Source organism: Tessaracoccus sp. O5.2, from assembly GCF_964266725.1.
In the GTDB taxonomy this organism is placed as follows: Bacteria; Actinomycetota; Actinomycetes; order Propionibacteriales; family Propionibacteriaceae; genus Arachnia; species Arachnia lapidicapta.
Genome location: NZ_CAXWGV010000052.1, coordinates 1 through 25528, shown reverse-complemented (window position 1 = coordinate 25528; position 25528 = coordinate 1). Strand labels below are relative to the sequence as shown.

The 25528-nt window shown below is 71.2% G+C and carries 22 protein-coding genes and 2 pseudogenes; 19 read left to right on the top strand and 5 right to left on the bottom strand.

Annotation, left to right across the window (positions count from 1 at the left end):
- Nucleotides 1-6: 6 nt before the first annotated feature.
- Nucleotides 7-357 carry a holo-ACP synthase gene (locus ACFQPD_RS11950; RefSeq protein WP_068750715.1) on the top strand — a complete coding sequence of 117 codons (351 nt, stop codon included), beginning with the start codon at nucleotides 7-9 and terminating at the stop codon, nucleotides 355-357.
- Nucleotides 354-1748 carry an NAD(P)H-hydrate epimerase gene (locus ACFQPD_RS11945; protein WP_385900913.1) on the top strand — a complete coding sequence of 465 codons (1395 nt, stop codon included), beginning with the start codon at nucleotides 354-356 and terminating at the stop codon, nucleotides 1746-1748. Before ACFQPD_RS11950 ends, ACFQPD_RS11945 begins: the two co-directional genes overlap by 4 nt.
- Here ACFQPD_RS11945 and ACFQPD_RS11940 read toward each other — a convergent pair.
- Nucleotides 1734-2936, bottom strand: coding sequence for a Dyp-type peroxidase (locus ACFQPD_RS11940; RefSeq protein WP_385900912.1), 1203 nt, complete (start codon nucleotides 2934-2936; stop codon nucleotides 1734-1736). The genes ACFQPD_RS11945 and ACFQPD_RS11940 overlap by 15 nt on opposite strands.
- A 94-nt stretch (nucleotides 2937-3030) precedes the next feature.
- On the opposite strand from ACFQPD_RS11940, the gene ACFQPD_RS11935 reads away from it, so the two are divergent.
- Nucleotides 3031-3534, top strand: coding sequence for a copper chaperone PCu(A)C (locus ACFQPD_RS11935; RefSeq protein ID WP_385900910.1), 504 nt, complete (start codon nucleotides 3031-3033; stop codon nucleotides 3532-3534).
- Nucleotides 3535-3571: 37 nt separating this feature from the next.
- On the top strand, nucleotides 3572-5986 hold the full coding sequence (locus ACFQPD_RS11930; RefSeq protein ID WP_385900909.1) for a TIM-barrel domain-containing protein: 2415 nt from the start codon (nucleotides 3572-3574) through the stop codon (nucleotides 5984-5986).
- Between the two features lie 3 nt (nucleotides 5987-5989).
- On the opposite strand, the gene ACFQPD_RS11925 is transcribed toward ACFQPD_RS11930, so the two are convergent.
- Nucleotides 5990-7126, bottom strand: a complete 1137-nt coding sequence (locus ACFQPD_RS11925) for a glycosyltransferase family 4 protein (RefSeq protein ID WP_385900907.1) — start codon at nucleotides 7124-7126, stop codon at nucleotides 5990-5992.
- Between the two features lie 254 nt (nucleotides 7127-7380).
- Between ACFQPD_RS11925 and ACFQPD_RS11920 the strand changes: the two genes are divergently transcribed.
- The 12 genes from ACFQPD_RS11920 (at nucleotide 7381) to ACFQPD_RS11865 (ending at nucleotide 21597) form a co-directional block, all read left to right on the top strand.
- Nucleotides 7381-9423 carry a DEAD/DEAH box helicase gene (locus ACFQPD_RS11920; RefSeq protein ID WP_385900905.1) on the top strand — a complete coding sequence of 681 codons (2043 nt, stop codon included), beginning with the start codon at nucleotides 7381-7383 and terminating at the stop codon, nucleotides 9421-9423.
- Nucleotides 9424-9443: 20 nt separating this feature from the next.
- On the top strand, nucleotides 9444-10364 hold the full coding sequence (gene tsaE, locus ACFQPD_RS11915) for a tRNA (adenosine(37)-N6)-threonylcarbamoyltransferase complex ATPase subunit type 1 TsaE (protein ID WP_068750728.1): 921 nt from the start codon (nucleotides 9444-9446) through the stop codon (nucleotides 10362-10364).
- Nucleotides 10361-11008: a tRNA (adenosine(37)-N6)-threonylcarbamoyltransferase complex dimerization subunit type 1 TsaB gene (gene tsaB / locus ACFQPD_RS11910; protein ID WP_385900903.1), complete on the top strand. Its 648-nt coding sequence runs from the start codon at nucleotides 10361-10363 to the stop codon at nucleotides 11006-11008. Before tsaE ends, tsaB begins: the two co-directional genes overlap by 4 nt.
- Nucleotides 11005-11493 carry a GNAT family N-acetyltransferase gene (locus ACFQPD_RS11905; RefSeq protein WP_353081395.1) on the top strand — a complete coding sequence of 163 codons (489 nt, stop codon included), beginning with the start codon at nucleotides 11005-11007 and terminating at the stop codon, nucleotides 11491-11493. Before tsaB ends, ACFQPD_RS11905 begins: the two co-directional genes overlap by 4 nt.
- Entirely contained in the window at nucleotides 11486-12529 is a 1044-nt protein-coding gene (tsaD, locus tag ACFQPD_RS11900; protein ID WP_385900901.1) for a tRNA (adenosine(37)-N6)-threonylcarbamoyltransferase complex transferase subunit TsaD, read from the top strand. The genes ACFQPD_RS11905 and tsaD overlap by 8 nt, the downstream gene beginning before the upstream one ends.
- A 145-nt stretch (nucleotides 12530-12674) precedes the next feature.
- Nucleotides 12675-14531 (top strand): ABC transporter substrate-binding protein, encoded by a 1857-nt coding sequence (locus tag ACFQPD_RS11895; protein WP_385900900.1) that lies wholly within the window; start codon nucleotides 12675-12677, stop codon nucleotides 14529-14531.
- A gap of 168 nt (nucleotides 14532-14699) precedes the next feature.
- On the top strand, nucleotides 14700-16220 hold the full coding sequence (locus tag ACFQPD_RS11890; RefSeq protein WP_385900898.1) for an ABC transporter permease: 1521 nt from the start codon (nucleotides 14700-14702) through the stop codon (nucleotides 16218-16220).
- 16 nt (nucleotides 16221-16236) lie between these two features.
- Nucleotides 16237-17229, top strand: a complete 993-nt coding sequence (locus ACFQPD_RS11885) for an ABC transporter permease (RefSeq protein ID WP_385900897.1) — start codon at nucleotides 16237-16239, stop codon at nucleotides 17227-17229.
- Nucleotides 17230-17240: 11 nt separating this feature from the next.
- Nucleotides 17241-18992 carry an ABC transporter ATP-binding protein gene (locus ACFQPD_RS11880; RefSeq protein ID WP_385900896.1) on the top strand — a complete coding sequence of 584 codons (1752 nt, stop codon included), beginning with the start codon at nucleotides 17241-17243 and terminating at the stop codon, nucleotides 18990-18992.
- Between the two features lies 1 nt (nucleotide 18993).
- The gene (locus ACFQPD_RS11875) at nucleotides 18994-19482 is read left to right on the top strand and encodes an NUDIX domain-containing protein (protein ID WP_385900894.1); all 489 of its coding nucleotides are present in this window, start codon (nucleotides 18994-18996) and stop codon (nucleotides 19480-19482) included.
- 388 nt (nucleotides 19483-19870) lie between these two features.
- On the top strand, nucleotides 19871-20467 hold the full coding sequence (locus tag ACFQPD_RS11870) for an endonuclease/exonuclease/phosphatase family protein (protein ID WP_385901077.1): 597 nt from the start codon (nucleotides 19871-19873) through the stop codon (nucleotides 20465-20467).
- The gene (locus ACFQPD_RS11865) at nucleotides 20464-21597 is read left to right on the top strand and encodes an SAM-dependent methyltransferase (RefSeq protein ID WP_385900893.1); all 1134 of its coding nucleotides are present in this window, start codon (nucleotides 20464-20466) and stop codon (nucleotides 21595-21597) included. Before ACFQPD_RS11870 ends, ACFQPD_RS11865 begins: the two co-directional genes overlap by 4 nt.
- A gap of 28 nt (nucleotides 21598-21625) precedes the next feature.
- Here the strand turns inward: ACFQPD_RS11865 and ACFQPD_RS11860 are convergent, their stop codons facing one another.
- Nucleotides 21626-21958, bottom strand: a complete 333-nt coding sequence (locus tag ACFQPD_RS11860) for a hypothetical protein (protein WP_385900891.1) — start codon at nucleotides 21956-21958, stop codon at nucleotides 21626-21628.
- 83 nt (nucleotides 21959-22041) lie between these two features.
- On the opposite strand from ACFQPD_RS11860, the gene ACFQPD_RS11855 reads away from it, so the two are divergent.
- The gene (locus tag ACFQPD_RS11855) at nucleotides 22042-22800 is read left to right on the top strand and encodes an IS630 family transposase (protein WP_385900890.1); all 759 of its coding nucleotides are present in this window, start codon (nucleotides 22042-22044) and stop codon (nucleotides 22798-22800) included.
- Nucleotides 22801-23165: 365 nt separating this feature from the next.
- On the top strand, nucleotides 23166-23477 hold the full coding sequence (locus ACFQPD_RS11850) for a hypothetical protein (protein ID WP_385901075.1): 312 nt from the start codon (nucleotides 23166-23168) through the stop codon (nucleotides 23475-23477).
- A gap of 19 nt (nucleotides 23478-23496) precedes the next feature.
- Here ACFQPD_RS11850 and ACFQPD_RS11845 read toward each other — a convergent pair.
- A pseudogene (locus ACFQPD_RS11845) lies at nucleotides 23497-23706 on the bottom strand (integrase core domain-containing protein); the annotation flags it as partial.
- Nucleotides 23707-23814: 108 nt separating this feature from the next.
- On the opposite strand from ACFQPD_RS11845, the pseudogene ACFQPD_RS11840 reads away from it, so the two are divergent.
- Nucleotides 23815-24213, top strand: a pseudogene (locus tag ACFQPD_RS11840) (transposase); the annotation flags it as partial.
- A 23-nt stretch (nucleotides 24214-24236) separates the two neighbouring features.
- Here ACFQPD_RS11840 and ACFQPD_RS11835 read toward each other — a convergent pair.
- Nucleotides 24237-25480 (bottom strand): IS3 family transposase gene (locus ACFQPD_RS11835; protein ID WP_385900889.1). Its coding sequence is split into 2 segments (ribosomal slippage): nucleotides 24237-25195 and nucleotides 25195-25480, totalling 1245 coding nucleotides; the frame shifts between segments, so codons are not numbered across the junction.
- Nucleotides 25481-25528: the final 48 nt, after the last annotated feature.

The following is a 25528-nucleotide window of genomic DNA, read 5'->3' as shown; positions in this document are numbered from 1 at the left end:
GCGCCCATGATCGTGGGCATCGGTACCGACCTCTGCGTCATCGAGCGCTTCCGCGAGATGCTCGCGCGCCGTCCGGGCCTCGCGGAGCGGCTGTTGACACCCGCGGAGCTGGAGCTCTCCATCGAGTCCCAGGCCGCGCGGTTCGCGGCCAAGGAGGCCCTCGCCAAGGCCCTCGGCTCGCCGGGCGGCATGCGCTGGCTCGACTGCGAGGTCACCAAGAACGCCGACGGCGACCCGGGGTTCGTCAACACGGGCTCGGTCGCCGCCCGGGTCGCGGCGATGGGCATCGAGAGCATCCACCTGTCGATCAGCCACGACGGGGGCTTCGCGACCGCCATGGTGGTGTGCGAACGATGAGGGCGGTCATCAGCGCGGCCGAGATGCGTGCCGCCGAGGAGGCCGTCTTCGCGGCCGAACCCGGAGTCGACCTCATGGGCCGCGCCGCGGCCGAGGTGGCCCGGATCGCGCGGGTCACGTCGCCCCCGGGACCCGTGCTGGTCGTGGCCGGGCCGGGCAACAACGGCGGCGACGGCCTGTTCGCGGCGGCGGATCTGGCGGCCGACCGGCCGGTGGTCGTGTGGCTCGCGATGGAACGGGGGCACGAGGACGGGCTGGCGGCGGCACGCGCCGCCGGCTGCGCCGAGGTCGATGCGCTGGGAGCGCTCGACGCGCTCGCCGACGCCACGCTCGTCATCGACGCCGTGACCGGGCTGGGTTCCCGGCCGGGCCTGCCCGACGAGGTCGCGACCTTCGCCGCGGCGTGCGAGGCGGCCGCGGTGCCGGTCCTCGCCGTCGACCTGCCCAGCGGACTGGACGCGGACAGCGGACGGGCGCACCCGAGCTTCCACGCCCACGACACCGTGACCTTCGCCACCGTCAAGCCGTGCCACGTCCAGGCACCCGCGGCGGACCGTTGCGGCCGCGTCCACGTCGTCGACATCGGGGTGGACGTGCCCGCGACGTCGCTGCGCCAAGCGGAGGAGTCCGACGTCGCGGCCTGGTGGCCCGCGCCGCACTCCGCCTCCGACAAGTACTCCCGCGGCGTGGTCATGGTCGACACCGGGTCGGCGCAGTACCAGGGCGCCGCGCTGCTCAGCGTCTCCGGCGCACTGCACGCGGGGGCCGGCATGGTTCGCTACACGGGGCGCGTGCCGTCCGGGCTGGTGCTGAGCCGGTTCCCCAGCGTCGTGATGGGGGAGGGGCGCGCCCAGGCGATGGTGTTGGGTTCCGGCTGGGGCGACGGCGAGGGCAGCGAGGGCCGCGTGTCCGCCGCGCGGCTCCATGGCGTGCCCGCGGTCGTCGACGCCGACGCCCTGCACGCTCTGCCCGCCGGTCGGCTCGACGGCTGGCTGCTCACCCCGCACGCCGGCGAGCTCGCCCGCATGCTGGGGTGCACCCGGGCGCATGTGGAGGCCGAGCCGCTCGTGTGCGTCCGCGAGGTGGCGCGTCACACCGGCGCGGCGGTGCTGCTCAAGGGGGCGACGCAGTACGTGGCCGAACCGTCGGGGCGCGTGACCGTCGCGGTGGCGGGGCCGGGCTGGACCGCGCAGGCCGGATCCGGAGACGTGTTGGCCGGCATCTGCGGCTCGCTCCTGGCCGCGGGGCTCCCCGCGTGGCGCGCGGGCGTCGTGGGGGCGAGCGTCCAGGCCATCACCGCGGCCCGCAACCCCGGTCCTCATCCGCCGGACGAACTGGCCCGGCGGGTGCCGGCCACCGTCGCGGAGTTGCTCGCCTCAGTCCCCCAGTAGGCCCTGGGCCAGCCAGGCGCCCTCGGCGAACCCGGGCGGGATGACGAAGACGGCCGAACCGATGGCCGTGGTCCACTCGTTGAGGGCGTCGCCCTGGTCGAGCATGCGCTGCACCGGGATGAACTGGTCCGCGATGCTGGCCTGGAACGCCGTGAAGATGAGCCCGGCGCTGCTGGTCCAGGAGCCGTCGATCCACTCCTCGTGGGTGTAGTTGAGTCCGCGGCGGAGCATCCGGCGCCCGGAATTGTGCGAGGGGTGCGCGACGCGGGCGTGGGCGTCAGCCGCGATGACGGGTACGCCGTCGACGGCTGCGGTGAGGTCGACGTCGTCGTGCTCCGCGGTCCCCGTGAGCGGCGCCCCCGTGTCCAGGGCCCGGCCGATGACCCGCTCCTGGCGGTCCCGCGTCAGCTCATCCCACGTGGCCAGGTTCATCTCGATGCGGCGCACGACGAGCTGGGTGCCGCCGGCGAGCCAGCCGTCGGTGGAGAACACGGTGGCGGTGAGCGTCTCGCCGCTGGGATTGGCGCTGCCGTCGAGCTGCCCGAACAGGTTGCGGCCGGTGACGGGATTGCCGTCGGCGTCCACCGGACGCCAGGACCCGCGCTGGGTCCACCGCGGCCGGGCGAAGGGCGCCGCGTCGGTCGTCAGCCGCCGGACGGCGTGGGCCACCGAGGTGGCGTCGTCGGCCGACACCCAGGCCAGCAGGTCGCCGCCGCTCCACCGGTCCTCGAGCCGGTCGTGGGCCATCGGGGGGATCTCCTGGAACCCCGTCGGGCGGGCCGCGGCGAGACCGGGAAGGTCGAACACGCGGGGCCCCAGCCCGATGAGGATCGACAGGGACACGCCGGCCTGGGCGAGGTCCGGGGCCGCGTCGCCTGGGACCGGGCGGCCGGCGGCGAGGGCCGCGACGTCACCGCTCCACACGCGCATGAGGCGACCGAGCGCGGTGCGGTCGACCGAGGGGAGCAGGTCGAACGCGACGAGTTCGCCGACGGCCGGGGTGGGGGTGAGGATGCCCGACTGATGGTCCCCGTGGGCGGGGTACGTGCGCCCGCCGACGCGCTGGGCGGCGGCGTCGTCGTCGGACCCCGCGGTGGCCCGGCCGGCGACCACCCCGGCGGCGCCGCCCAGCCCCGCCGCGCCGGCGTAGCCGAAGACGTGACGTCGACTGAGGCGAGGATCGGGCATGGTGCCGAGTCTACGAGAGTCTGTCCGGGTGCCAAGGATCCCCCACCGGGTATGGGTACCCCCTGGGGTATGCGATGTCGGTTACGCTGGCCGCGTGAAGTGGACCAGCATCCCCGTCGCCGCCGCCGTCGTCGCTCTCGCCGCCTGTTCCGGCCCGGCCGACTCCGCGACCCCGGGCATCCTCGCCGCCGACCCGTGGGTCCGCGCCACCGTCGGCACCGAACGGCCGGACATGACCGCCCTGTTCGTCAACCTCACCAACCCGACGCAGGAGGACCGCACCCTGGTCGCGGCCGACTGCGGCGACGTGGCTGGGAAGGTCGAGCTGCACGAGATGGTGATGGTGGACGGCGAGATGCTCATGCAGGAAGTCGACGGCGGCCTCCCCGTCCCCGCGGGGGAACACGCGCACCTCGCGCCCGGCGGTCCGCACGTGATGCTCATGGACCTGGCGCGCGAGCTGCCGGCGGGCGGCGAGGAGATCGACTGCACGCTATCGTTCGACGACGGTCAGGTCATCGAGCTGACCGCCCCGGTGAAGGAGTTCACCGAGGAGCAGGACACCTACCACACGCACGCGCCGTCCGACGACAGCTGAGGCCCGGCGCGGGAGAGGACACGCCTCGATGTTCGCCATGTCTGACGGAGTCCCCGCGCCAGCCCATCCCGACGCCGTGGTCGCCGGTCCCACGTACCGCTTCACCGTCCTCAGTGAGCGGCTCATCCGCATGGAATGGGACGAGGCCGGCCGCTTCGTCGACGAGCGCACCCAGGTCGTCGTCGAGCGCGACTTCGGCCTGCCGGACTTCTCCGTCGAGCGCATCGGCGACGGGCTGGAGATCCGCACCTCGCACCTGCGGCTGCGCTACGACGGCGGCCCCTTCACCGCGTCCGGCCTGAGCGTCACGCTGACCAGGGGAGCCGCGGACCCCCACTACGCCACCTGGCGCTACGGAGAGAGCTACCCGCAGGACCTGCCCGGCCGCGGCAACCTGCTCGGCACCGCGCGGACGCTCGACGAGGCCGACGGGGCCTGCGAGCTGGAGCCCGGAATCCTCGCCACCTACGGGTTCGCCGTGCTCGACGACTCGACGTCGGTGCTCTTGGGCGCCGACGGCTGGATCCAGGCCCGCCCGGGACGCGGCCAGGACCTCTACCTCTTCGGCCACGGCCGCGACTATCGCGCCGCCCTGGCGGACTTCCACCGCCTCACCGGCCCCGTCCCCCTCGTCCCGCGCCACGTGCTGGGCAACTGGTGGAGCCGCTACTGGCCGTACCGGGCCGACGAGTACGTGGGGGTCATGGACCGCTTCCGAGCCGAGCGGATCCCGCTGTCGGTGGCGGTCATCGACATGGACTGGCACGTCGTGGACGTGGACCCGGCGATCGGGACGGGGTGGACCGGGTACACGTGGAACCGCGACCTCTTCCCCGACCCGCCCGCGTTCCTCGCGGCCCTGCACGACCGCGGTCTCGCCGTGACGCTCAACGTCCACCCGGCCGACGGCATCCGCCGCCACGAGGAGGCCTATCCGGAGGTGGCGCGCGCCGTCGGCATCGACCCGGAGTCCGGAACCGCCGTCGAGTTCGACGTGACGTCGCGAGAGTTCGTCGACGCCTACCTGCGGCTGGTCCACCACCCGCTGGAGGAGCAGGGGGTCGACTTCTGGTGGATCGACTGGCAGTCCGGCGGCGCCACCGCCGTGCCAGGCCTGGACCCGCTGTGGATGCTCAACCACATCCACTACGTTGACTCGGGGCGTGAGGGCCGGCGCCCGCTCACGTTCTCCCGCTACGCCGGGCCGGGCAGCCACCGCTACCCGGTGGGTTTCTCAGGCGACACCATCACCACGTGGGCGTCGCTGGACTTCCAGCCGTACTTCACCGCGACGGCGGCCAACATCGGCTACCCGTGGTGGAGCCACGACATCGGCGGCCACATGTTCGGGTCGCGGGACGTCGAGATGGCGGTGCGCTGGTTCCAGCTGGGGGTGTTCTCCCCGATCAACCGCCTGCACTCGTCGTCGAGTCCCTTCGCCTCGAAGGAGCCCTGGGGCTACGGCCCCGCGGCCGAGCGGGTGATGGCCGCCTTCCTGCGGCTCCGGCACCGGCTCGTGCCCTACCTGTACACCGGGGCCTGGGCCGCACACCTGGAGCAGGTCGCGCTGGTGCGCCCCATGTACCACGACCACCCAGACAAGGGTGACGCCTATCAGGTCCCGGGCCAGAGTATGGTGGGCGACCACCTCCTGCTGGCGCCGATCACCAGCCCGGCGGAGCCGAGGACGCACATCGCCGCCGTGCGGGCGTGGCTCCCGGAGGGGGCCTGGTTCGACCTGTTCACCGGGCGCCGCTACGACGGCGGGCGCCGCGTCCAGCTCCACCGCGACCTCGGCCGCTACCCGGTCCTCGCCCGGGCGGGCGCCGTCGTGGCGCTGCAGGCGGACCCGATGGCGGACGTGACCACGGCGCCGCGGGCCCTCGAGCTGCGCGTGTTCCCGGGCGCCGGGGAATCGAGGCTGGTCGAGGACGACGGGTCGGCCGAGCCGGGTCCCGAGGAGCGGCGGCAGACGCGGATGCGGCAGACGCTGCACGTCCTGGCCGACGGCACGGCGGACCTGGAGCTCCACGTCACGCAGGACCGTCCGGGACCGGACGTGCGCGCCGTGGCGGTCGACGTCGTCGGCGTGGCACGCGTGGCGGCCGTCGAGGTGGTCGTGGGGGAGCGGCGGCTGGACGTCGCTGAGCCGCGCGAGGTGGTCGACGAGCTGCTCGCCCCTGCCTTGCGCGTCGACCTCGGCGACGTCGACCTCGCCGCCGGTGTGTCGGTGCGCCTCGTGGGGGCAGTGCCGCGGCCGCTGGACGTCGCGGGCGAGGCCTTCCGGGTCCTCGATGCCGCGGAGATCGAGTTCGCGGTGAAGGAGGCCGCGTGGCGCGCGGTCACCAGTCTGGAGGGCCTGGCGCTGGTGCAGGAGTTGGCGACGGTCGACGTGGAGCCGCGGCTCCGCGACGCCCTGATCGAGGTCGCGGCCGCCCGCCGGGCCTGGTAAACCTCAGGCGATCAGCTGACCGCCACGCACCGACTTGGCGATCGCCTTGCGGTAGTGGCCGACCAGTTCGGAGCACACGCGCTCCCACGTCCGGTCCAGCGTGGAGGCGCGCGCGGCGCGCCCGAAGGCGGCGCGCTTGGCGTCGTCGCCGATGAGGTCGACCACGTGGGCCCGCATCGCTGCGAGGTCCCCCGGGCGGTAGAGCCAGCCCGTGCGCGAGTGGTCGACGAGGTCGATCGGCCCGCCGCGCCTCGGCGCGATGACCGGCAGACCCGAGGCCTTCGCCTCCTGGATCGACTGGCCGAAGGTCTCCAGTTCCCCGGGGTGCACGAACAGGTCGAGGCTGGCCAGCGCGTCGGCGAGCTCGTCGCCGCCCAGCTCGCCGAGGAAGCGGGCGCGGGGGAGCGTGGCCTCGAGCTGCCCGCGCAGCGGCCCGTCGCCGATGACCACCAGGCGGGTCCCGGGGAGGTCCGCGATCGTGGCGAGATCCTCGACCCGCTTCTCGACGGCGAGCCTGCCCATGTAGCCGATGAGCCGCTCCCCGCCCGGCGCGTGGCGGCGGCGGAACGCGGAGCTGCGGCGCGCCGGGTCGAAGCGGGCCGAGTCCACGCCCCGTCCCCAGACCCCCACCCGCGGCACGCCCTGGGCGAGCAGCTGGTCCCGGGCGAAGGTCGAGGGCGCGAAGTTCAGGGACGCCAGCGAGTGCACCTGGCGAACGTGGTGCCACAGGAGCGGCTCGGCCTGCGGGAAGCCGTAGCGGGCCGCGTACGTCGGCACCTCGGTCTGGTAGATGCCCACCATCGGGATCCCCAGCCGGGCCGCCACCGAGGCCGCCTTGAAGCCCACGACGACCGGCGAGGCCAGGTGGATCACGTCGGGGGCGAAGCCCGTGATGATGCGGGCGATGGTCTGCGACGGTGTGGTCACGACCCGGACGACGTCGTAGCCCGGCAGCCCGACGCTGGCGACGGTCTCGACGGGGAACCCGCAGTACTCGCGCGGCGTCCGGTCGCCGACGGCCGGGGCGATGACCATCGCCTCGTGCCCGGCGGCACGCAGGTGCTCGAGGACACGCAGCACCGAGTTCGTGACCCCGTTGACGCTGGGGAGGAACGACTCCGCGACGATGGCAACCCGCACACCTCGATCCTATGCAGCGAGATGACCACCGCCCCCGGCTGCGGCGAACGTCCCATGAACAGCCGGTGACGGTTCTGCCCGCCCGTCACGGGCGTCGATTCGGAGAATCTCGCGGCATCCCGTAGACTCGACGGGCCCGGTAAGGCGATCAACGCCAGCGTGTGACAGATGAGCGGGCATGTTTCAGTGGCCCCGCATGTGGGCCCGTGGCCCGGTTCCTGGGCCCCCATCACCCGCAGAGGATCTCTTACATCATGAATGCACCACGCCGAAAGCAGCGCTGGTCCGCCGAGCAGCGCGCCGCCAAGGGCCACTCCCCGCAGCGTCGGGCCAACCGCCGGGACTCGAACGAGTCGGGCGAGCCGTTGAACCGCAAGCAGCGCCGCGCGCTGCAGTTCGGTCCCCCCGCCTCCGCCGCACCGGGAGAGGACCGCGCTCCGCGGCAGGACCGCGACGACCGCCCGCGCTACCGCGACCGCGACCGCGACGACCGCCCGCAGCGCGAGGACCGCAACCGCGACGATCGGCCTCGCTACCGCGACGCCGACGACCGCCAGCCGTCGCGCGACGATCGTCCGCGTCGCGATGACCGGTTCCAGTCGCGTGATGACCGTCCGCGTCGTGATGACCGGTTCCAGTCGCGTGATGACCGTCCCCGTCGTAACGACCGGTTCCAGTCGCGTGATGACCGTCCGCGTCGTGATGACCGGTTCCAGTCGCGTGATGACCGTCCCCGTCGTAACGACCGGTTCCAGTCGCGTGATGACCGTCCCCGTCGTGACGACCGGTTCCAGGACCGCGACGACCGGCCGCGCCGCGACGACCGCGGGCACCACCGCCCCGCGTCGCGCCCGCCGCACCTCGACATCCGCCGCCCGCACGAGCCCCGTGGCCACGACGACCGCCGCGGCCGCCACCACGACACGCGCCCGGACTCCCACGACGTCGAGACCGACCAGATGAGCTGGACCGCGGGCGTGGCCGAGGAGGTCCAGGGCGACGTCACGTCGGGATTCTTCGAGCTCGGCGTCGCCGAGTCGCTCGTGCGCCAGCTCTCCGCGCAGGGCATCACGGAGCCCTTCCCCATCCAGGCCGCCACCATCGGTGACGCCATCGCCGGCCGGGACGTGCTCGGCCGCGGCCGCACGGGCTCCGGTAAGACGCTGGCGTTCGGCCTGCCGATGCTCACGCGCCTCGCCGAGGGCAGCCCGGTCGGTTCGCCCCGCGCTGTCATCCTCACGCCGACCCGCGAGCTGGCGCTGCAGATCGCCGACGTCCTGTCTCCGCTCGCGGCCGCCGTCGGGCTGGACCTGACGCTGGTGGCGGGCGGCATGTCGTACGGGCCGCAGCTGCGCGCCTTCGAGCGCGGCGTCGACGTCGTCGTGGCCACCCCCGGCCGCCTCATCGACCTCCTGGAGCAGGGGGCCGCCGACCTCAGCCAGGTCGAGGTCACCGTCCTCGACGAGGCCGACCACATGGCCGACATGGGCTTCCTCACCGAGGTCCGCTCGCTGCTGGACGCCACGCCCGAGCACGGGCAGCGGCTGCTGTTCTCCGCGACGCTGGACAACGCCGTCGGGGCCCTCGTCAAGGCCTACCTGCACGACCCGGTCACCCACGAGGTCGACTCGGGCAAGAACTCGGTGGCCACCATGGTGCACCGGCCGCTGCTGGTGAAGCCGCACCACAAGAACCAGGTCACCGCCGAGATCGCCAACCGCGACGGCCGGACCGTGCTGTTCGCCCGCACCCAGCTGGGCACCGACCGCATCGCGGGCCAGCTCCGCGACGCCGGCGTGATGGCGGGGGCGCTGCACGGCGGCCTCACCCAGGGAGCCCGCGCCCGGATCCTGGCGGCGTTCCGCGAGGGCACCGTTCCGGTGCTGGTCGCCACCGACGTGGCGGCGCGCGGCATCCACGTCGACGACGTGACCCTGGTCCTCCAGGTAGACCCGCCCCGCGACTCCAAGGACTACCTCCACCGCTCCGGGCGCACCGCCCGCGCTGGCCAGGAGGGCGTCGTCGCGACCATCGTCCTGCCGCACCAGCGCAAGACGGGCCGCCGACTCCTCGACCAGGCCGGGGTGGGGGCCGCCTTCATCGAGGCCGAGCCCGGCTCGCCCGAACTCCGCGACGCCACCGGCGCCCGGCCCACCTCCGGCGTGGCGATCGCCGAGGAGGACTACCTGAGGCTCATCGCGCCCAAGCCGCAGCAGCGCAAGCGCCCCGAGGGTCAGCGACGCGGCCGCGACCAGGGGCGGGGCCGCCGTGGCGGCTACCGCAACGACCGGTGGTGAGAGCGTAGGATTCTGCGCCGATGGACACTTCCGACGTGAGGGTGCGGGTCGCCGATCCCGCCGACGCCCCTGAGCTGCTGCGAGTCATCCACGCCGCGTTCTCGGCCCGCCCGGCGGTCGACCCGCCGGCGGAGGCGCTGGCCGACGAGGTCGCCGACATCGAGCGCGCGCTGACCGACGGCTACGGCATCGTCGTCGAGCGGGACGGGGCGATCATCGCCGGCCTGCTCGTCGACATCGCCGACGACACCGCCACCCTGCGCCGCGTCTCGGTCCTCCCCGAGGCCAGCGGGCAGGGCGTCGCCAGGGCGCTGGTCGAGAGCGCGCTGACCGTGGCCGCGGACCTCGGTGCCCGGCGAGCGGCCCTGTTCGCGCGCGAGGAGTTCCCGCAGTTGGTCGCGTGGTGGAAGGACCACGGGTTCGACGTGGTGGCGCCCGCTCCCTACGGCTTCCACATGGGCCGCGACCTCCCCGTCGTGGTCGACGTCCCCACCGCCGACGACATGCAGCGGCTGGGCCGGCGGCTCGCACGCCTGCTCCGGAAGGGCGACGTCATCGTCGCGTCCGGGGACCTCGGGGCGGGCAAGACGACGCTCACCCAGGGCATCGGCGCCGGGCTCGACGTCGAGGGACCGGTCATCTCCCCGACTTTCGTCCTGTCGCGGGTGCACCCCGCCCGCGGCGACGGCCCAGCCCTCGTGCACGTCGACGCCTACCGCCTGGGCGGCTCCCTCGAACTCGCCGACATCGACCTCGACGCCTCGCTGGCGGACTCCGTCACGCTCATCGAGTGGGGCCACGGCCTGGCCGAGTGGCTGGCCGACGACCGGCTGGAGATCGACATCGTCCGCGGCGTCGACTCGGACCAGCGCACCGTCTACCTCACCGGCTTCGGCCCCCGCTGGGCCGGGGCCCTCGACGCACTCAGGGAGACCCGATGACCTGGACGCTCGGCATCGACACCAGCCACGCCGTCGCCGTCGGCCTGGCCCGCGACGGCCGGCCCGTCGCGCGCGTGGTCGTCGACGACACCCGCGCGCACGCCGAAGAACTCATGCCGTCGATCCTGCGGGCGTGCGCCGACGCGGGCATCGCGCTGACGGACATCGACGAGTTCGCCGTCGGCATGGGCCCCGGCCCGTTCACGGGGCTGCGGGTCGGCGTCGCGACGGCCTGGACCCTCGCGCACACCGCGGGGCGCCCCGTCCACGGCGTCTGCTCCCTCGACGTGGTGGCCCGCCAGTGGGCGGACCTCGGGGCGCCCGACGACTTCCTCGTCGCCGCCGACGCGCGCCGCAAGGAGCTGTACTGGGCGCGCTACGGCGCCGACGGCGTCCGCGTCGACGGACCTCGCGTGACCGCCCCCGATGAGCTGCCCGCGCTCCCCGTCGCGGGCGCCGTGCCGGAGGCCTACCGCGCCGGGCTCGACGTCCAGGGGCCCGACGCGCTGGACCCCGCCGTGCTGGCGGCCCGCTGGGCCGACCTCGCGCCCGCGGGGGACGAGCCGTTCTACCTCCGCCCGGCGGATGCGACGGTGCCCGGCAGGCCGAAGTCCGCGCTCCCGCGGCTGCGGGTCCGACGATGATCGTCGAGACCGCGGCGCCGTCGGACCTGTCCGACATCCTGGCGCTCGAGGCCCACTTCGGCACGCCCTGGTCCGCGGAGTCATGGCTCCAGGAGCTGTCCGGCCCCGGACGCCTCATCCTCGTTGCGCGGGGGAGGGAGGGCGACACGATCGGGGTGGCCGCCTTCCAGCTCGTCGACGACGTGGCGGACCTGCACCGCATCGTCGTGGCCCCGCACCAGCGGCGCCTGGGGTTCGCCCGCGTGATGCTCGTGGCCGGCCTGCAGTGGGCGATCGGCGAGGGGGCGCACCGCATGCTGCTCGAAGTCGAGGACTCCAACGATGCGGCCATCCAGCTGTACCGCGGGTTCGGCTTCGCCCCGGTTGCCACCCGCCCGGACTATTACGGCCCCGGCGCCGACGCGCTCATCCTGGAGCGACGGCTCGAGGGCGTCGACGCCGACTCGGTCGGCATGTGGGAGATGGAGGAGAGCGGCGATGAGTGAACCCCTGGTGCTCGGACTGGAGTCGTCCTGCGACGAGACCGGCGTCGGCATCGTGCGGGGACGCACGCTGCTGGCCAACGAGGTGGCCAGCTCGGTCGACCTGCACGTCCGCTTCGGTGGCGTCGTGCCCGAGGTCGCCAGTCGGGCACACCTGTCGGCCCTCATTCCGACGCTGGAGCGCGCGGCCGCCAAGGCCGACGTCGATCTGGCCGACCTCGACGCCATCGCCGTGACGGCGGGACCCGGCCTGATGGGCTCCCTGGTCGTGGGTCTGGCGTCGGCCAAGGCGCTCGCCGCCTACCTGGGCAAGCCCCTCTACGGCGTCAACCACCTCGTCGGGCACGTCGCGGTCGACCTGCTCGACCACGGCGAGTTGCCCATGCCGTCGCTGGCGCTGCTCGTCTCCGGCGGCCACACGCAGCTGCTGCACGTCGAGGACATCGCCACCCGCATCACGGAGGTCGGCTCCACCATCGACGACGCGGCCGGCGAGGCGTACGACAAGGTGGCTCGCCTCCTAGGACTCCCGTACCCCGGCGGGCCCGTCATCGACAAGGCGGCGCAGGAGGGTGACCCGACGTTCATCCGGTTCCCGCGCGGCCTCACGGCCCGGCACGACCTCGACCGGCACCGCTTCGACTTCTCCTTCTCGGGGCTCAAGACGTCCGTGGCCCGCTGGGTCGAGCAGCGCCGCCTCGACGGCGAGCCCGTCCCGGTGGCCGACGTCGCGGCCAGCTTCCAGGAGGCCGTCTGCGACGTCCTCACCGCCAAGACGGTCGACGCGGCGCAGCACCTGGGCGTCAGCTCCATCCTCATCGGGGGCGGGGTGGCGGCCAACTCCCGGCTGCGGACCCTGCTCGAGGAGCGGGCCGCGGCAGCCGGCATCGAGCTGCGTCGACCCAGGCCCGCGCTCTGCACCGACAACGGCGCCATGATCGCCGCCGTCGGCAGCGAGGCCATCCGGGCCGGCCTTCCGCCCTCCGGGCTGGGCATCTCGGCCGACTCCGGCCTGCCCGTCGGCACCGTCGTCGTCTGATTTTGGTGCGCTAGGCCACAGATTGGTAACGATCTGGTGTCAAACACCGCGTGGCCCTAGCCGATTTGAACGTGCCTTGGCTATGTTCCTGGAACACATGGCCCGTCGGGCCGCTTTTCCGTCGGTCTACGACTTAGGAGAAAGAATGAAGTTCCAGGGAACCAAGGCGTCCCTTGGTCTGGTGCTCGGCAGCGCACTGCTGCTCGGCGCCTGCACCAGCCCCGACGCCACCGATCCCGACGCCACCGCCACCGGCTCGGCGTCGGCATCCGCGTCCGCCAGCGGCGGCACCGACGGCGACTCGGCAGCCGCGGGCTGCCTGCAGGACGTCGGCATCACCGAGACGAAGGACGGTGAGGTCCGCTACACCGCCGGCCCCGGCGACTGGAGTGGCTACAACTCGATCACCAACGCTACGTACTCGACCTACAACTCGGTCATCGCGGCCCACATGTTCTCCAGCTTCGTGTACTTCGGTACCGACGGCACGATCTGCGACAACACGGACTTCGGCACCTACGAGGTGACCTCCGAGGACCCGCTGACGATCAAGTACACGATCAACGAGGACGCCGTCTGGTCCGACGGCACCCCGGTGACCATCAACGACTACCTCATGGACTGGGCGGCCCAGAACCCCGAGTTCATCGCCCCCGGCTTCGCCAGCGGCGAGGATCCCGAGGCCTCGGCGGTCTTCGACCACGTGTCGACGTCGTTCGCGCAGTACGTCCCCGAAGGCCCCGAGGGTGAGGTCGGCTCCAAGGAGTTCACCGTCACCTACTCGGCGCCGAACCCGGACTACCGGATCATCGTCACCTCGGCGCTCCCCGAGCACGTCATCGCCCGTGAGGCCGGCCTCGAGCCCGGCGCGCTGGCGCAGGCCGTGATCGACCGCGACGCCGAGACCGTGAAGTCCGCCGCCACGTTCTGGAACGAGGGCTGGATCTTCAACCCCGGCGAGCTCCCCGACGCGGCTCTCACCCCGTCCTCCGGCCCGTACGTCCTCAAGGAGGGCAGCTGGCAGGCCGGTAACTCCCTGACCCTGACCGCCAACGAGCAGTACTGGGGCACCCCGGCCGCCACCCGCGACCTGGTCTTCCGGTTCATCGACGACGCGCAGCAGGTCCAGGCCCTGGGCAACAAGGACGTCCAGGTCATCCAGCCGCAGGCCACCGTCGACACCGTCGGCCAGCTCGAGGCCCTCGGCTCGGCCGTCACCATCGAGTCCGGATCGTCCCTGACGTGGGAGCACCTGGACTTCAACTTCCGCGAGAACAACGTGTTCGGCAACCCGGACACCGGCCTGCAGCTGCGCGAGGCGTTCGCCTACTGCGTGCCGCGTCAGCAGATCGTCGACACGCTCATCAAGCCGATCTCCCCGGAGACCGAGCTGATGAACGCGCGCGAGGTGTTCCCGTTCCAGGACAACTACGACGAGGTCATCGGCGAGTCCTACGACGGCCGCTACGACACCGTCGACATCGAGAAGTCGAAGGAACTCATCGCCGCCGCCGGTGTGGCGACCCCGATCGATGTCCGCATCGGCTACCGCTCCGGTAACCAGCGCCGCACCGAGACCGTCGCCGCGATCCAGTCGTCCTGCAAGGACGCCGGCTTCAACGTGATCGACGCCAGCGCCGAGGACTTCTTCTCCAACGCGCTCGTCAACGGCGACTACGAGGTGGCCCTGTTCGCCTGGGCCGGCTCCGGCCAGATCACCTCGGGTGAGAACATCTACGCCACCAACAAGGGACAGAACTACGGCAAGTACTCGAACGAGACCGTCGACGCGGCCTGGGCCGAGCTCGTCGCCACCCTCGACGAGAGCGTCCACCTCGAGCAGACCAAGATCATCGAGAAGGAGCTGTGGGACTCGCTGTTCGGTATCCCGCTGTACGCCCACCCGCTGGTCGTCGCCTACGACTCCACCCTGCAGAACGTGCGCGCCACCGCCACGCAGGACCAGGTGTCGTGGAACGCCCCACAGTGGGTCGCCCAGTGACCCGGCTGACCACACCAGTCAGTAATCAGTAACGGATCGGGGCAGGTGGCCGCGCGTCACCTGCCCCGATTCCCGTGCATACACCATTTCATCCACTCTGCCCGCTGCCGTAGTATGCGGCGGATGGGGCGCCGCTGAAGGCGCCCGGACCATGTCGAAGGACCGATCTTGCTCAAGTTCATCGCGAAACGCCTGGGGATCTCGCTGGCGATCCTCGTGCTCGGGTCACTGTTGCTGTACGTGCTCGTCATCAACTCGGGCGACCCACTGCAGGACCTCCGGGAGTCGAACGACCCCAACCGGGAGAACCGCATCCGGCAGCGGATCGAGAACATGGGCCTCGACATGCCGTGGTACGAGCGGTACTGGGACTGGCTGACCGGCGCGTCGAAGTGTCTCGTCGGGCAGTGCGACCTCGGCACCGCGATCAACGGCCAGTCAGTCAACGCGCTGGTCGCCACCGCGGCGGCGTCCACGCTGCGCCTCGTGGTGCTCGCCTCGCTCCTGGCCATCGTCATCGGCGTCATCCTCGGCATCATCACCGCCATTCGGCAGTATTCCGGCTTCGACTACGGCGTCACGCTCTTCGCGTTCGTCGCCTTCTCGCTGCCCGTCTTCTGGCTCGGCGTGCTGCTCAAGCACTACGCGGCCATCGAGTTCAACAACTGGATCGTCGACGCCGACCTCAGTTGGCCGGTCATCCTCGCGGTCGCGGCCGTGCTGGCCTTCATCCTGCAGGCCGCCCTCGGCGGCGACCTCAAGCGTCGCCTCATCACGTTCGGCGCCGTCGCCGCCGGCATCGCCGCCATCCTCACCTACTTCGACCTGGTCACCTGGTTCCGCCGCCCGGCCATCGGCATCCCCGTCTACGTGCTGGGCGTCGTCGGCGCCGCCGTGCTGGTCATCGTCTTGACGTCGGGCTTCCACAACCAGCGGGTACGCAACGCCGTCGCCGCGACGGCCGGCGTCGCGCTCGTCGGCTACATCGCCGTGCGCGGGTTCCTCATGACCAGCGCAACCATCCCGATCCTGCTGGTGTGCTTCGTCGCCGCCATCGCGGTCGCCGTCGCGGCGGGCCAGCTGTTGGGCGGATTCTCCCGTCGCCAGGCCACCCTCGCCTCCGTCGTGACAGCGCTGCTGGCGTCGCTGCTGGCGATCGCCGATCTGCTGCTGTCCAACTGGTCGGGGTACCTCAGGGAGCAGCCGCGGCCCATCCCGACCATCGGCTCGGCCACGCCGAACTACGAGTCGACGTTCTGGATGCACTCGCTCGACGCGCTGACGCACCTGGTCCTGCCGACGGTGACGCTCATGCTCATCTCCATCGCCTCCTACACGCGCTACACGCGCGCCTCGATGCTGGACGTGCTCAACCAGGACTACATCCGCACCGCGCGCAGCAAGGGCATCTCCGAGCGCAAGGTCATCACGCGGCACGCGCTGCGCAACTCGCTCATCCCGCTGGCCACCATCGTGGCGTTCGACTTCGCCGGCCTCATCGGCGGCGCGGTCATCACCGAGACGGTCTTCGGCTGGCAGGGGATGGGCAACCTCTTCCGCACGGGCCTCGCGGCCGTCGACCCGGCGCCCGTCATGGCCTTCTACCTGGTCACCGGGACGGCCGCCGTCACCATGAACATGCTGGCGGACATCGCCTACGCCATCCTCGACCCGCGGATCGCCCGCTAGGAAGTGAGGGTCAACCATGACTGAACCGAACAACCCCGCCCAGCTCGACCAGGTCCACGAGGCCGACTACGAGCTCGAGAGCATGCCCGACGAGGTCACGACGACCGACAAGTCGTACTCGCAGGGGCGCCTCGTCCTGCGCCGCTTCCTGCGGCACCGCGGCGCGATGATCTCGCTGACCTTCCTGATCCTCATCGCGCTCCTGGCCATCACGTCGATCGGGTTCGGCCCGATCCCCGGCTGGTGGAGCAAGAACCACGTCGACCTCTACCCGATCCAGGAGGTGGGCGGCGCCCCGACCCTCACCCTGTGGCCGTTCTCGATCGGCGAGCACCCCTTCGGCCAGAGCACCATCGGCAAGGACTACTTCGCGCTGGTGATGCTGGGCACGCAGAACTCCCTGGCGATCGCCTTCACCGTCGGTATCGCCGCCACGATCATCGGCACCCTGGTGGGCGCCGCGGCCGGCTACTTCCGCGGCCTCGCCGAGTCGTTCCTCATGCGCGTCACCGACCTGTTCATCATCATCCCGACGCTGGTGCTGGCCGCCGTCCTCGGCCGCATGGCCGGCAACGTCGGCGGCATCTTCGCGCTGGCCGGCATGCTCGCGCTCGTGTCGTGGACCGGTCTGGCCCGGCTCGTCCGCGGCGAGGTCCTCTCCCTGCGCGAACGGGAGTTCGTCGCCGCCGCGCGCGCCGTCGGCACCTCCCCGTGGCGCATCATCGTCCGGCACATCCTGCCCAACGCTCTCGGCACGATCATCGTCAACGCGACGCTGCTCATCTCGGCCGCGATCCTCGTGGAGACCGCGCTGTCCTACCTGGGCTTCGGGGTCAGGCCGCCGAACACGTCGCTGGGCCTGCTCATCTCCGAGAACCAGAACGCGCTGAGCACCCGCCCCTGGCTGTTCTGGTGGCCGGGCGTGTTCATCGTCGCCGTGGCCCTGTGCGTCAACTTCATCGGCGACGGCCTGCGCGACGCGTTCGATCCCCGCCAGCAGATGGACTGAGGAGCCCGACCATGACCACCACCCCCCGCTTCACCGGCGAGAACCCGGTCCTCAAGTTCGACAAGCTCGACGTCCAGTTCCGCACCGAGTTCGGCACCGTGCACGCCGTCAAGGGCATCACGCTCAGCGTGGAGCCCGGCGAAGTGATGGCGCTCGTGGGCGAGTCGGGCTCGGGCAAGTCCGTCACCGCGACCACGGCGCTCGGACTGCTGCCCAAGACCGCCCGCATCCAGGGCGACACCCTGGTCACGGACAAGTCCATCGGCCAGCTCTCGGGCCGCCAGCTCCGCTCCCTGCGCGGCAACCGCGTCGCCATGGTCTTCCAGGAGCCGATGACAGCGCTCAACCCCGTCATCACCGTCGGCGAGCAGCTCACGGAGGCCATGGAGGTGCACGGCGTCGCGTTCGGCCGTGACGCGTGGAGCCGCGCCGTCGACCTGCTCAACGCCGTCGGCATCCCCAACGCCGAGCGCCGCGCCAAGCAGTTCCCGCACGAGCTGTCGGGCGGCATGCGGCAGCGCGTCGTCATCGCGATGGCGCTGGCCTGCGACCCGGACGTCATCATCGCCGACGAGCCCACCACCGCCCTCGACGTCACCGTCCAGGCCGAGATCCTCGACCTCCTGCGGTCGCTGAAGGACAAGCTCAACACCGGCATCCTGCTGATCACGCACAACATGGGCGTCGTGGCCGACATGGCCGACAACGTCGCCGTAATGTTCAAGGGCACCATCGTCGAGCGCGGGCCCGTCGAGCAGGTCCTGCTGCAGCCGCAGCACCCCTACACGAAGCGGCTTCTGGCGGCCGTGCCGCGCCTGGGGGAGGGCCACGGCCAGTTCGGCGTGGCGCCCAACCCGGTGGAGCCGACCGCCGAGGCCGCCCTCGACGTGCGCGACCTCGTCGTCGAGTACCACCGCGCCGGCAAGAAGCCGTTCCGCGCCGTCGACGGCGTGAGCTTCGACGTGCGTCGCGGCGAGATCGTCGGCCTCGTCGGCGAATCCGGATCGGGCAAGTCGACCATCGGGCGTGCCCTGCTCGGCCTCATCCCGTCGAAGTCCGGCGAGGTGCGGGTCCTCGACCAGAACCTGCTCGGCCTGCGCGGCCACGAGCTGAAGTCGCTGCGCAAGCGCATCGGCGTGATCTTCCAGGATCCCGCCGCGTCGCTGAACCCGCGGTTCCCGATCGGCGACGTCATCGCCGAACCGATGAGCGTGCACAAGGTGGGCAACGCCAAGGAACGCGAGGCGCGTGTCCACGAGCTCCTCGACGCGGTCCAGCTGCCGCGCAGCGTCTACAACCGGTACCCGCACGAGCTGTCCGGCGGACAGCGCCAGCGCGTGTCCATCGCCCGCGCGCTGTCGCTCAGCCCCGACCTGCTGGTCGCCGACGAGCCCACCTCGGCACTCGACGTGTCCGTCCAGGCGTCCGTGCTCGCCATGTTCACCGAACTGCAGCGCGAGTTCGGCTTCGCCTGCCTGTTCATCTCCCACGACCTCGCCGTCATCGACTCGCTCGCGCACCGCGTCGTCGTGATGCAGTACGGCAAGATCGTCGAGAAGGGTACGCGCGAGGACGTCCTGCTCCACCCGCAGGAGGAGTACACGCGGCGTCTCCTGGCCGCGGCGCCCGTCCCGGACCCGATCGAGCAGCGGGAGCGCCGCGAGGCGCGCTACGAGCTGCTCAAGGAGCTGGGCGACGAGGTCGTGGAGCTCGACACCCGCGAGCTCGACTACGACGCCCGGGGCCCGCGCACCGAGTCCTGACATGCCGTATGCGCCGGAACTGACGACGCTGGGCTACATCCTCAGCCCGGACCGCCGTCGGGTGCTGCTCGTCCACCGGATCTCCCGGTCCGACGACGAGCAGCTCGGCAAGTACAACGGGCTCGGCGGCAAGGTCGAGCCGGGCGAGGACATCGCCGAGGCGATGCGGCGCGAGATCCGCGAGGAGGCCGGCATCAAGGTCACAGACATGGAGCTCCGCGGGACCGTGTCCTGGCCCGGGTTCAACGGGCGCGACGTGTTCGGGTTCGTCTTCCTCGTCACCGCGTTCGACGGGGAGCCGTCCGAGGCCTCAGAGGAAGGACCCCTCGGCTGGCACGATGTGTCCATGGTCATGGACTTGCCGATGTGGGATGGGGACCGGCACTTCGTCCCCCTGGTGTTCGACGAGACGGTGCGCCAGTTCCACGGCGTCATCCCCTACGACGGCGGCACGAGCGTCGACGATGCATGGCGGATGAGCCTGCTGTGACCGCCACCCCGTCCCGCTGGCTCCGCGGGCTGGGGTGGGTGGTGGCGGTCGGCTTCGGGCTGGTCGCCGTCGCGCTGCTCCTTCTCAGTGTCGTCACCGTCGTCCATACGTGGCACCCCTGGCTCATCGCGGCCGCCACGTTCATCCCGTTCCTGTGGGTCCCGACGCTGCTCTGCCTGCTCGGGCTCGTGCTCGCGCTGACGCACTGGCGCCGCTGGGTGGCGCTGGGGCTGCTCGTGGCCCTGGGCGCGTACTGGAGCTTCCCGCTCTGGCCGCTGCCCCGGCCGCAGATCGACGCCACCCCCGCCGAGCGCGGCATCGGCGTGCTGGCCGTCAACATGCAGTACGGCAACGGCGACCTCGCCGCCGTCGCCACGCGCGTCAATGACTGGGTCGACGTCATCGTGTTCATCGAGCACACCCCGGAACTGGAGGCGGAGTTCCTCGCCTCCGCCCTCGCCGCCGAGTTCCCGCACGCCCAGGGCACCATCCGCACCGACGCCGGTGGCACCCGATTCTTCAGCCGGACGCCGCTGGAGGTGGTCGAGGCGCTCGACACCCGTTCGACAACATCGTCGTGCGCACGACGGTGGCCGAGACCGAGTGGCTCGTCGCCGGCATCCATGCGGCCCCGCCGCAGCTCGGCGCCGACGCCTGGGCGCGCGACGGCGAACTGGTCGCCGACCTCGTCGAGCGCCACCTCGACGAGCGGATGCTGCTCGTCGGCGACTTCAACGCCATCGACCAGCACCACACCATGCGGGGCGTCGTCGACGCGGGCGCCGTCAACACGGCCTCGACCCGCTTATGGGGCGAGACGTGGGACCCGACGTGGCCCGTCGGGCACCCGTGGATCCCGGCGTTCGCGCGGATCGACCACTACCTCATGACGCCATCGGTGAATGGGTGGGCGCCGACGTACTTCGAGGTCGACGGCACCGACCACATGGGGATCCTCGCGACGGCGCCGAAGCCGCTCGCGTGAACCTCGAGGCGCTCGCGGCCGCGATGGCCGAGCCCGACCCGTCGTCGCTCGGCGCGGGCGAGCGGCTGCGGGCGCGGTTCGGTGCCGACGACGCCGCTTGGGCCCTCACCCAGGCGGCGTTGCGCCGTCGGGGACTGATGAAGTTCGGGCGGGCCAGCGAGATGCTGTTCACCTCCGACGGCGTGGAGCAGGCCACGCGCGACTCCGTGCGCCGCTGGCGGGCGGAGCGGTTCCGCGAGGCGGGGGTCGGCGAGGTGTGGGACCTCGGCTGCGGGATCGGCGCTGACGCGATGGCCTTCGCGGAGGCGGGGATCCGGGTGCACGCCGTCGACGCCGACGAGGCGACGGCGCGGGTCGCGGCGTTCAACCTCGCCCTCGTGGGCGGGGCAGCGGCGTCGGTGGGGCTGGCCGAGGACGTTGCCGTGCCATCGACGGGGGCGGTCTTCCTCGACCCGGCCCGCCGCGGCGCCCACGGCCGGACGTGGCGGGTGGCCGACTTCACGCCGCCGTGGTCGCTGGTGCTCGACCACCTGACCTCGGAGCGGTTCACGTGCGTCAAGCTCGGGCCGGGGCTGCCGAAGGAACTCATCCCCGACGGCGTTCGCGCCAGCTGGGTGAGCGACGGCGGCGACGTGGTGGAGGTATCGCTGTGGAACCGGCTCTCCCCTGGCGTCGGGGCCGTGCTGCTGGGCGTGGCCGAGGAACCGGTGACGGTGTGGCGCCCGGCGGGGGAGGCCGCCGTCGAGCTCCCGGTGGCCCCGCTCGGCCGGTTCGTCCACGAGCCCGACGGCGCCGTCATCAGGGCGGGCGTCATCGGCGAGGCGCTGGCCGGGGCCGACGCGTGGCTGCTCGACGGGCAGGTCGCCTACGTCTCCACCGACTCGCCGCTGGATTCGCCGTCGATGACGAGCTTCGAGGTCCTCGACGTGCTCGACTACGACGTGAGGGCGCTGCGGGCCTGGGTGCGCGCCAACCGCGTCGGCACGCTCGAGATCAAGAAGCGGGCCATCGACGTCGACCCCGCCGAGCTGCGACGGCGGCTAAAGCCCTCCGGGCGCGCGTCGGCGACCGTCATCCTCGCCAGGACCAACGACGGCACCCGCGCGATCGTGGCGCGTCGGCTCCGCTAGTGGTCATCTTCGTTAGTTCGTCGGGGGTTTAGGTCCAGGCGGTGGGGTCGCCGAGGTAGAGACCGCAGGCGGTGTCGAGGGCGTCTTCGGCGGGGCCGGCCATGGCGCCGGTGGGCAGGAATGATTCCTGGTAGTCGTCGTGGCTGGCGCGGTAGATCGCGAAACGCCACTGATTGGCGTAGCCGACGTAGTGCAGCCGGCACAGCTTGAGGATTTCCCCGTCAGGGAGCACTCCGTCGACGTAGGCGAACCCCGCCCGGAAACGGACTGTGACGCGGCCCAGGGCGGGCCAGCGTTCCCGGGCTCGGGCGGCCAGCCGGTACTCCAGCGAGTCCTTCGTCGATTCCGGGATCTTCACCATGTCCCCATCGTGGACCCACCGCAGGGTTCCTGCGGCGTGTCGCCACCGCCGAGGCGGCACGGAGGGGGACAAAGGAAGCCATGGTGACGTCTTCCCCGTTTGTCATCGTGCCCACCGCCGCCGACCTCACCGTCTTGACCCGTCGAGCCGCCTCCGCCCGTGGCGAGCACCGCCAGGTCATCCGCGCCCGTATCGTCCTGGCCGCTGCCCAGGGTCACCCGAACGCCACGATCGCCGCCGACCTCCGCGTGCATGTTGACACGGTCCGCAAGTGGCGCAAACGCTACGCCGAACACGGCCTGGCAGGGTTGAAGGATCTGCCCCGATCGGGGCGACCGCCACTCTTCACCCGGGTCCAGATCGCCCAGATCAAGGCGCTGGCCTGCACCCCACCGGCCCACAGCCAGGCGCCGTTGGCGCGCTGGTCCAGCGCCGAACTGGCCGCCGAAGCCGCGACCCAGGGCATGGTCGAGGCGATCAGCCCGAGCACGGTCCGACGCTGGCTGGACAAGGACGCGATCAAACCCTGGCAGCACCGGTCCTGGATCTTCCCCCGAGATCCCGACTTCGCCCCCAAAGCCGCCCGGGTCCTCGACCTCTACGACCGACACTGGGAAGGCGTCGCCCTCGGAGCCGACGAGTACGTGATCAGCGCCGACGAAAAGTCCCAACTCCAAGCCCTGCAACGCCGCCACCCAGGACTACCCACCGGCCCCGGCAGGACCCGCAGGGTCGAGTTCGAGTACCGCCGCGGCGGCACCCTGGCCTACTTCGCCGCGGCGCGGTCGAGGGTGGCTGTGGAGGCGTGGGTGAGGTTGAACAGGTGGGTGACGCGGGGGTAGTCGTCGTGGGGGTGGAGGATCCGCGCTCGACCGGCAACACCAACAACTCCGCCGGCAGCAGAGACTCCCACAACGACGGTTGATCACCTACAGTGCGTAACACGATGGTCTCGTTCCTCTCCCCAGAAGACGGGACCATCATCTCACCTAGTCAGACCTCAATTCAGGGCCGACACCCCTTGGACTTTTTCAGGTCGAAGTAGCTAGACGGTATGGGTGACCCCGATCGGGGGTGAGGCTCTGGCAGGCCGGGGCCTCGCCGCGCAACGATTCGTGGGTTGCCGGACAGGGGCGTCCTGTCTGGCCTTTCCGACATACGTGGGAGGCCCCGGTTGTTTACCGAGCGTACGAGTGTTGGCCTGGACGTGCATGCCCGCAGCGTCGTGGCGCATGCCATGGACGTCCAGACCGGCGAGATCTTCAAAGCAAGACTCTGCCCCGACCCCGCCGAAGTGACGGCATGGATCAAGGCCCTGCCCGGACCAGCGGCGGCGATCTATGAAGCCGGCCCAACCGGCTATGGCCTGGCCAGGACGTTGCTGGCCAGTGACATCAGGACGGTCGTTGCGGCCCCATCCAAACTGCAACGCCCCTCAGGCAGCCGCGTGAAGACCGATGCGATCGACGCCGAACACCTGTCAACGTTGTTGCGGCTGGATGCGTACTCGGCGGTCTGAATCGGCCTGGGTTTCGTTCCTATCGGTTTCCCTGTCCGGCGGTCGCCGGGAGGCCTGATTCGAGGTCAGCGTAGTACGCGTCCTCGATCTCGATCGGGGTGCGCATGCCGAGTTCGCCGTGCAGGCGTTGATGGTTCCACCACCACACCCATTCGAGCGTCGCGAGCTCGACCTGCTCGACGGTCCTCCAGGGGCCGCGCTGGCGGATCAGCTCGGTCTTGTAGAGGTTNATGAAGCCGGCCCAACCGGCTATGGCCTGGCCAGGACGTTGCTGGCCAGTGACATCAGGACGGTCGTTGCGGCCCCATCCAAACTGCAACGCCCCTCAGGCAGCCGCGTGAAGACCGATGCGATCGACGCCGAACACCTGTCAACATTGTTGCGGCTGGATGCGTACTCGGCGGTCACCGTCCCCGACGAGCTCAACGAAGCTGCCCGCGACCTCGTCCGCGCCCGCGAGGACTGCCGCAGTGATCTGATGCGAGCCCGACACCGGTTGTCGAAGCTCCTGCTGCGCCACGGGATCGTCTACTCGGGCGGGCAGGCCTGGGTCGGCGCCCACGACGCCTGGCTCAAGCGGCAGCGCTTCGACTCGCCCCTGGTTCAGGCCGCGTTCGACGAAGCCTACGACAGTGTGATCACGATCACGGCCCGCCGTGATCGTCTCGATGAACGCATCGCCGCGATGGCTGCCGACAGTCCGTGGAGCGACACCGTCCGTCGGCTCGGCTGTTTGNTGAATCGGCCTGGGTTTCGTTCCTATCGGTTTCCCTGTCCGGCGGTCGCCGGGAGGCCTGATTCGAGGTCAGCGTAGTACGCGTCCTCGATCTCGATCGGGGTGCGCATGCCGAGTTCGCCGTGCAGGCGTTGATGGTTCCACCACCACACCCATTCGAGCGTCGCGAGCTCGACCTGCTCGACGGTCCTCCAGGGGCCGCGCTGGCGGATCAGCTCGGTCTTGTAGAGGTTGTTGACCGCCTCGGCGAGGGCGTTGTCATACGAGTCCCCGACGGTTCCCGTCGAGGGTGTTGCGCCAAGCTCGACGACCCGGTCGGTGTAGACCATCGACATGTAGTTCGAGCCGTGATCGGCGTGATGGATCAGCCCGTCCAGCGGGCCGTCCGCGCCCCAGGCGGCCATGTCCAGCGCTTGCAGCGGCAGCACCTCCGCGCGCAGCGTCGCCGCGACGTTCCAGCCCACGATCCGACGTGAATAGACGTCGGTGACGAACGCGACGTATGCGAAGCCCGCCCAGGTGGCCACATACGTGATGTCTGCAACCCAGAGTCGGCGCGGCGCGTCCGCACGGAACCGCCGCTGGACGAGGTCCCGCGGTAGGGCCTGCGCCTTGTCCGGCCTGGTCGTGAACACCTTCTTCGACTTGCGAACCCCACGCACTCCCGCGAGGCGCATGAGGCGCTCGGTCTGGTCGCGGCCGATGTCCCACCCCTGCCGTTTCAGGAGAGCATGCATCTTCCGCCGCCCGTAGACGCCGTAGTTCTCCGCATGCAGCCTGGCGACCTCGGGCACCAGCAGCTCGTCGCGCAGCTGCCGGGCGGAGGCTACGCGGGTCTTCGCGGCGCGATACCCGCGGGACGTGATGAATCCCTGCACTGCCGGGCGCAGCGTCCGGCAGATGAGCTCGACCCCGAACCGCTCTCGATACTCGTCGATGAAGCGGATCATCTCGGTCAGGGCCGGTCGAGCTCCTTCGCGAAAAACACGCTCGCAGCCTTGAGGATCTCATTCGCCTTTCGCAGCTCGGCCACCTCGCGGCGCAGGCGCTTGTTCTCCTCAGCGACATCGCTCGGGACACCGGGCTTCGCGCCGGCGTCGACCTCGCGGCGGCGATGCCACACCCGCAGCGTCTCCGCGCTCATGCCGAGGAGCCCCGCAACATGCCGCACGGCGGACATCAGATTCGAGTGCTCACCGGAGGCCTTGGCCTCATCGAGCATCCGCAGCGCGCGCTCGCGCATCTCGGGAGAGTACTTCTGGTTCATCGTGTTCCATCCTTGCTTCAAGAACGGAACGAAACCCAGGCCGATTCA

What these genes read in the sequence shown, in the direction of transcription:
- ACFQPD_RS11875 (WP_385900894.1), top strand. Translation starts at nt 18,994, where the DNA reads ATGCCGTATGCGCCGGAACTGACGACGCTGGGCTACATCCTCAGCCCG.
- tsaE (WP_068750728.1), top strand. Translation starts at nt 9,444, where the DNA reads ATGGACACTTCCGACGTGAGGGTGCGGGTCGCCGATCCCGCCGACGCC.
- ACFQPD_RS11920 (WP_385900905.1), top strand. Translation starts at nt 7,381, where the DNA reads ATGAATGCACCACGCCGAAAGCAGCGCTGGTCCGCCGAGCAGCGCGCC.
- ACFQPD_RS11945 (WP_385900913.1), top strand. Translation starts at nt 354, where the DNA reads ATGAGGGCGGTCATCAGCGCGGCCGAGATGCGTGCCGCCGAGGAGGCC.
- tsaB (WP_385900903.1), top strand. Translation starts at nt 10,361, where the DNA reads ATGACCTGGACGCTCGGCATCGACACCAGCCACGCCGTCGCCGTCGGC.
- ACFQPD_RS11905 (WP_353081395.1), top strand. Translation starts at nt 11,005, where the DNA reads ATGATCGTCGAGACCGCGGCGCCGTCGGACCTGTCCGACATCCTGGCG.
- ACFQPD_RS11860 (WP_385900891.1), bottom strand. Translation starts at nt 21,958, where the DNA reads ATGGTGAAGATCCCGGAATCGACGAAGGACTCGCTGGAGTACCGGCTG.
- ACFQPD_RS11885 (WP_385900897.1), top strand. Translation starts at nt 16,237, where the DNA reads ATGACTGAACCGAACAACCCCGCCCAGCTCGACCAGGTCCACGAGGCC.
- ACFQPD_RS11950 (WP_068750715.1), top strand. Translation starts at nt 7, where the DNA reads ATGATCGTGGGCATCGGTACCGACCTCTGCGTCATCGAGCGCTTCCGC.
- ACFQPD_RS11930 (WP_385900909.1), top strand. Translation starts at nt 3,572, where the DNA reads ATGTCTGACGGAGTCCCCGCGCCAGCCCATCCCGACGCCGTGGTCGCC.
- tsaD (WP_385900901.1), top strand. Translation starts at nt 11,486, where the DNA reads ATGAGTGAACCCCTGGTGCTCGGACTGGAGTCGTCCTGCGACGAGACC.
- ACFQPD_RS11895 (WP_385900900.1), top strand. Translation starts at nt 12,675, where the DNA reads ATGAAGTTCCAGGGAACCAAGGCGTCCCTTGGTCTGGTGCTCGGCAGC.
- ACFQPD_RS11880 (WP_385900896.1), top strand. Translation starts at nt 17,241, where the DNA reads ATGACCACCACCCCCCGCTTCACCGGCGAGAACCCGGTCCTCAAGTTC.
- ACFQPD_RS11940 (WP_385900912.1), bottom strand. Translation starts at nt 2,936, where the DNA reads ATGCCCGATCCTCGCCTCAGTCGACGTCACGTCTTCGGCTACGCCGGC.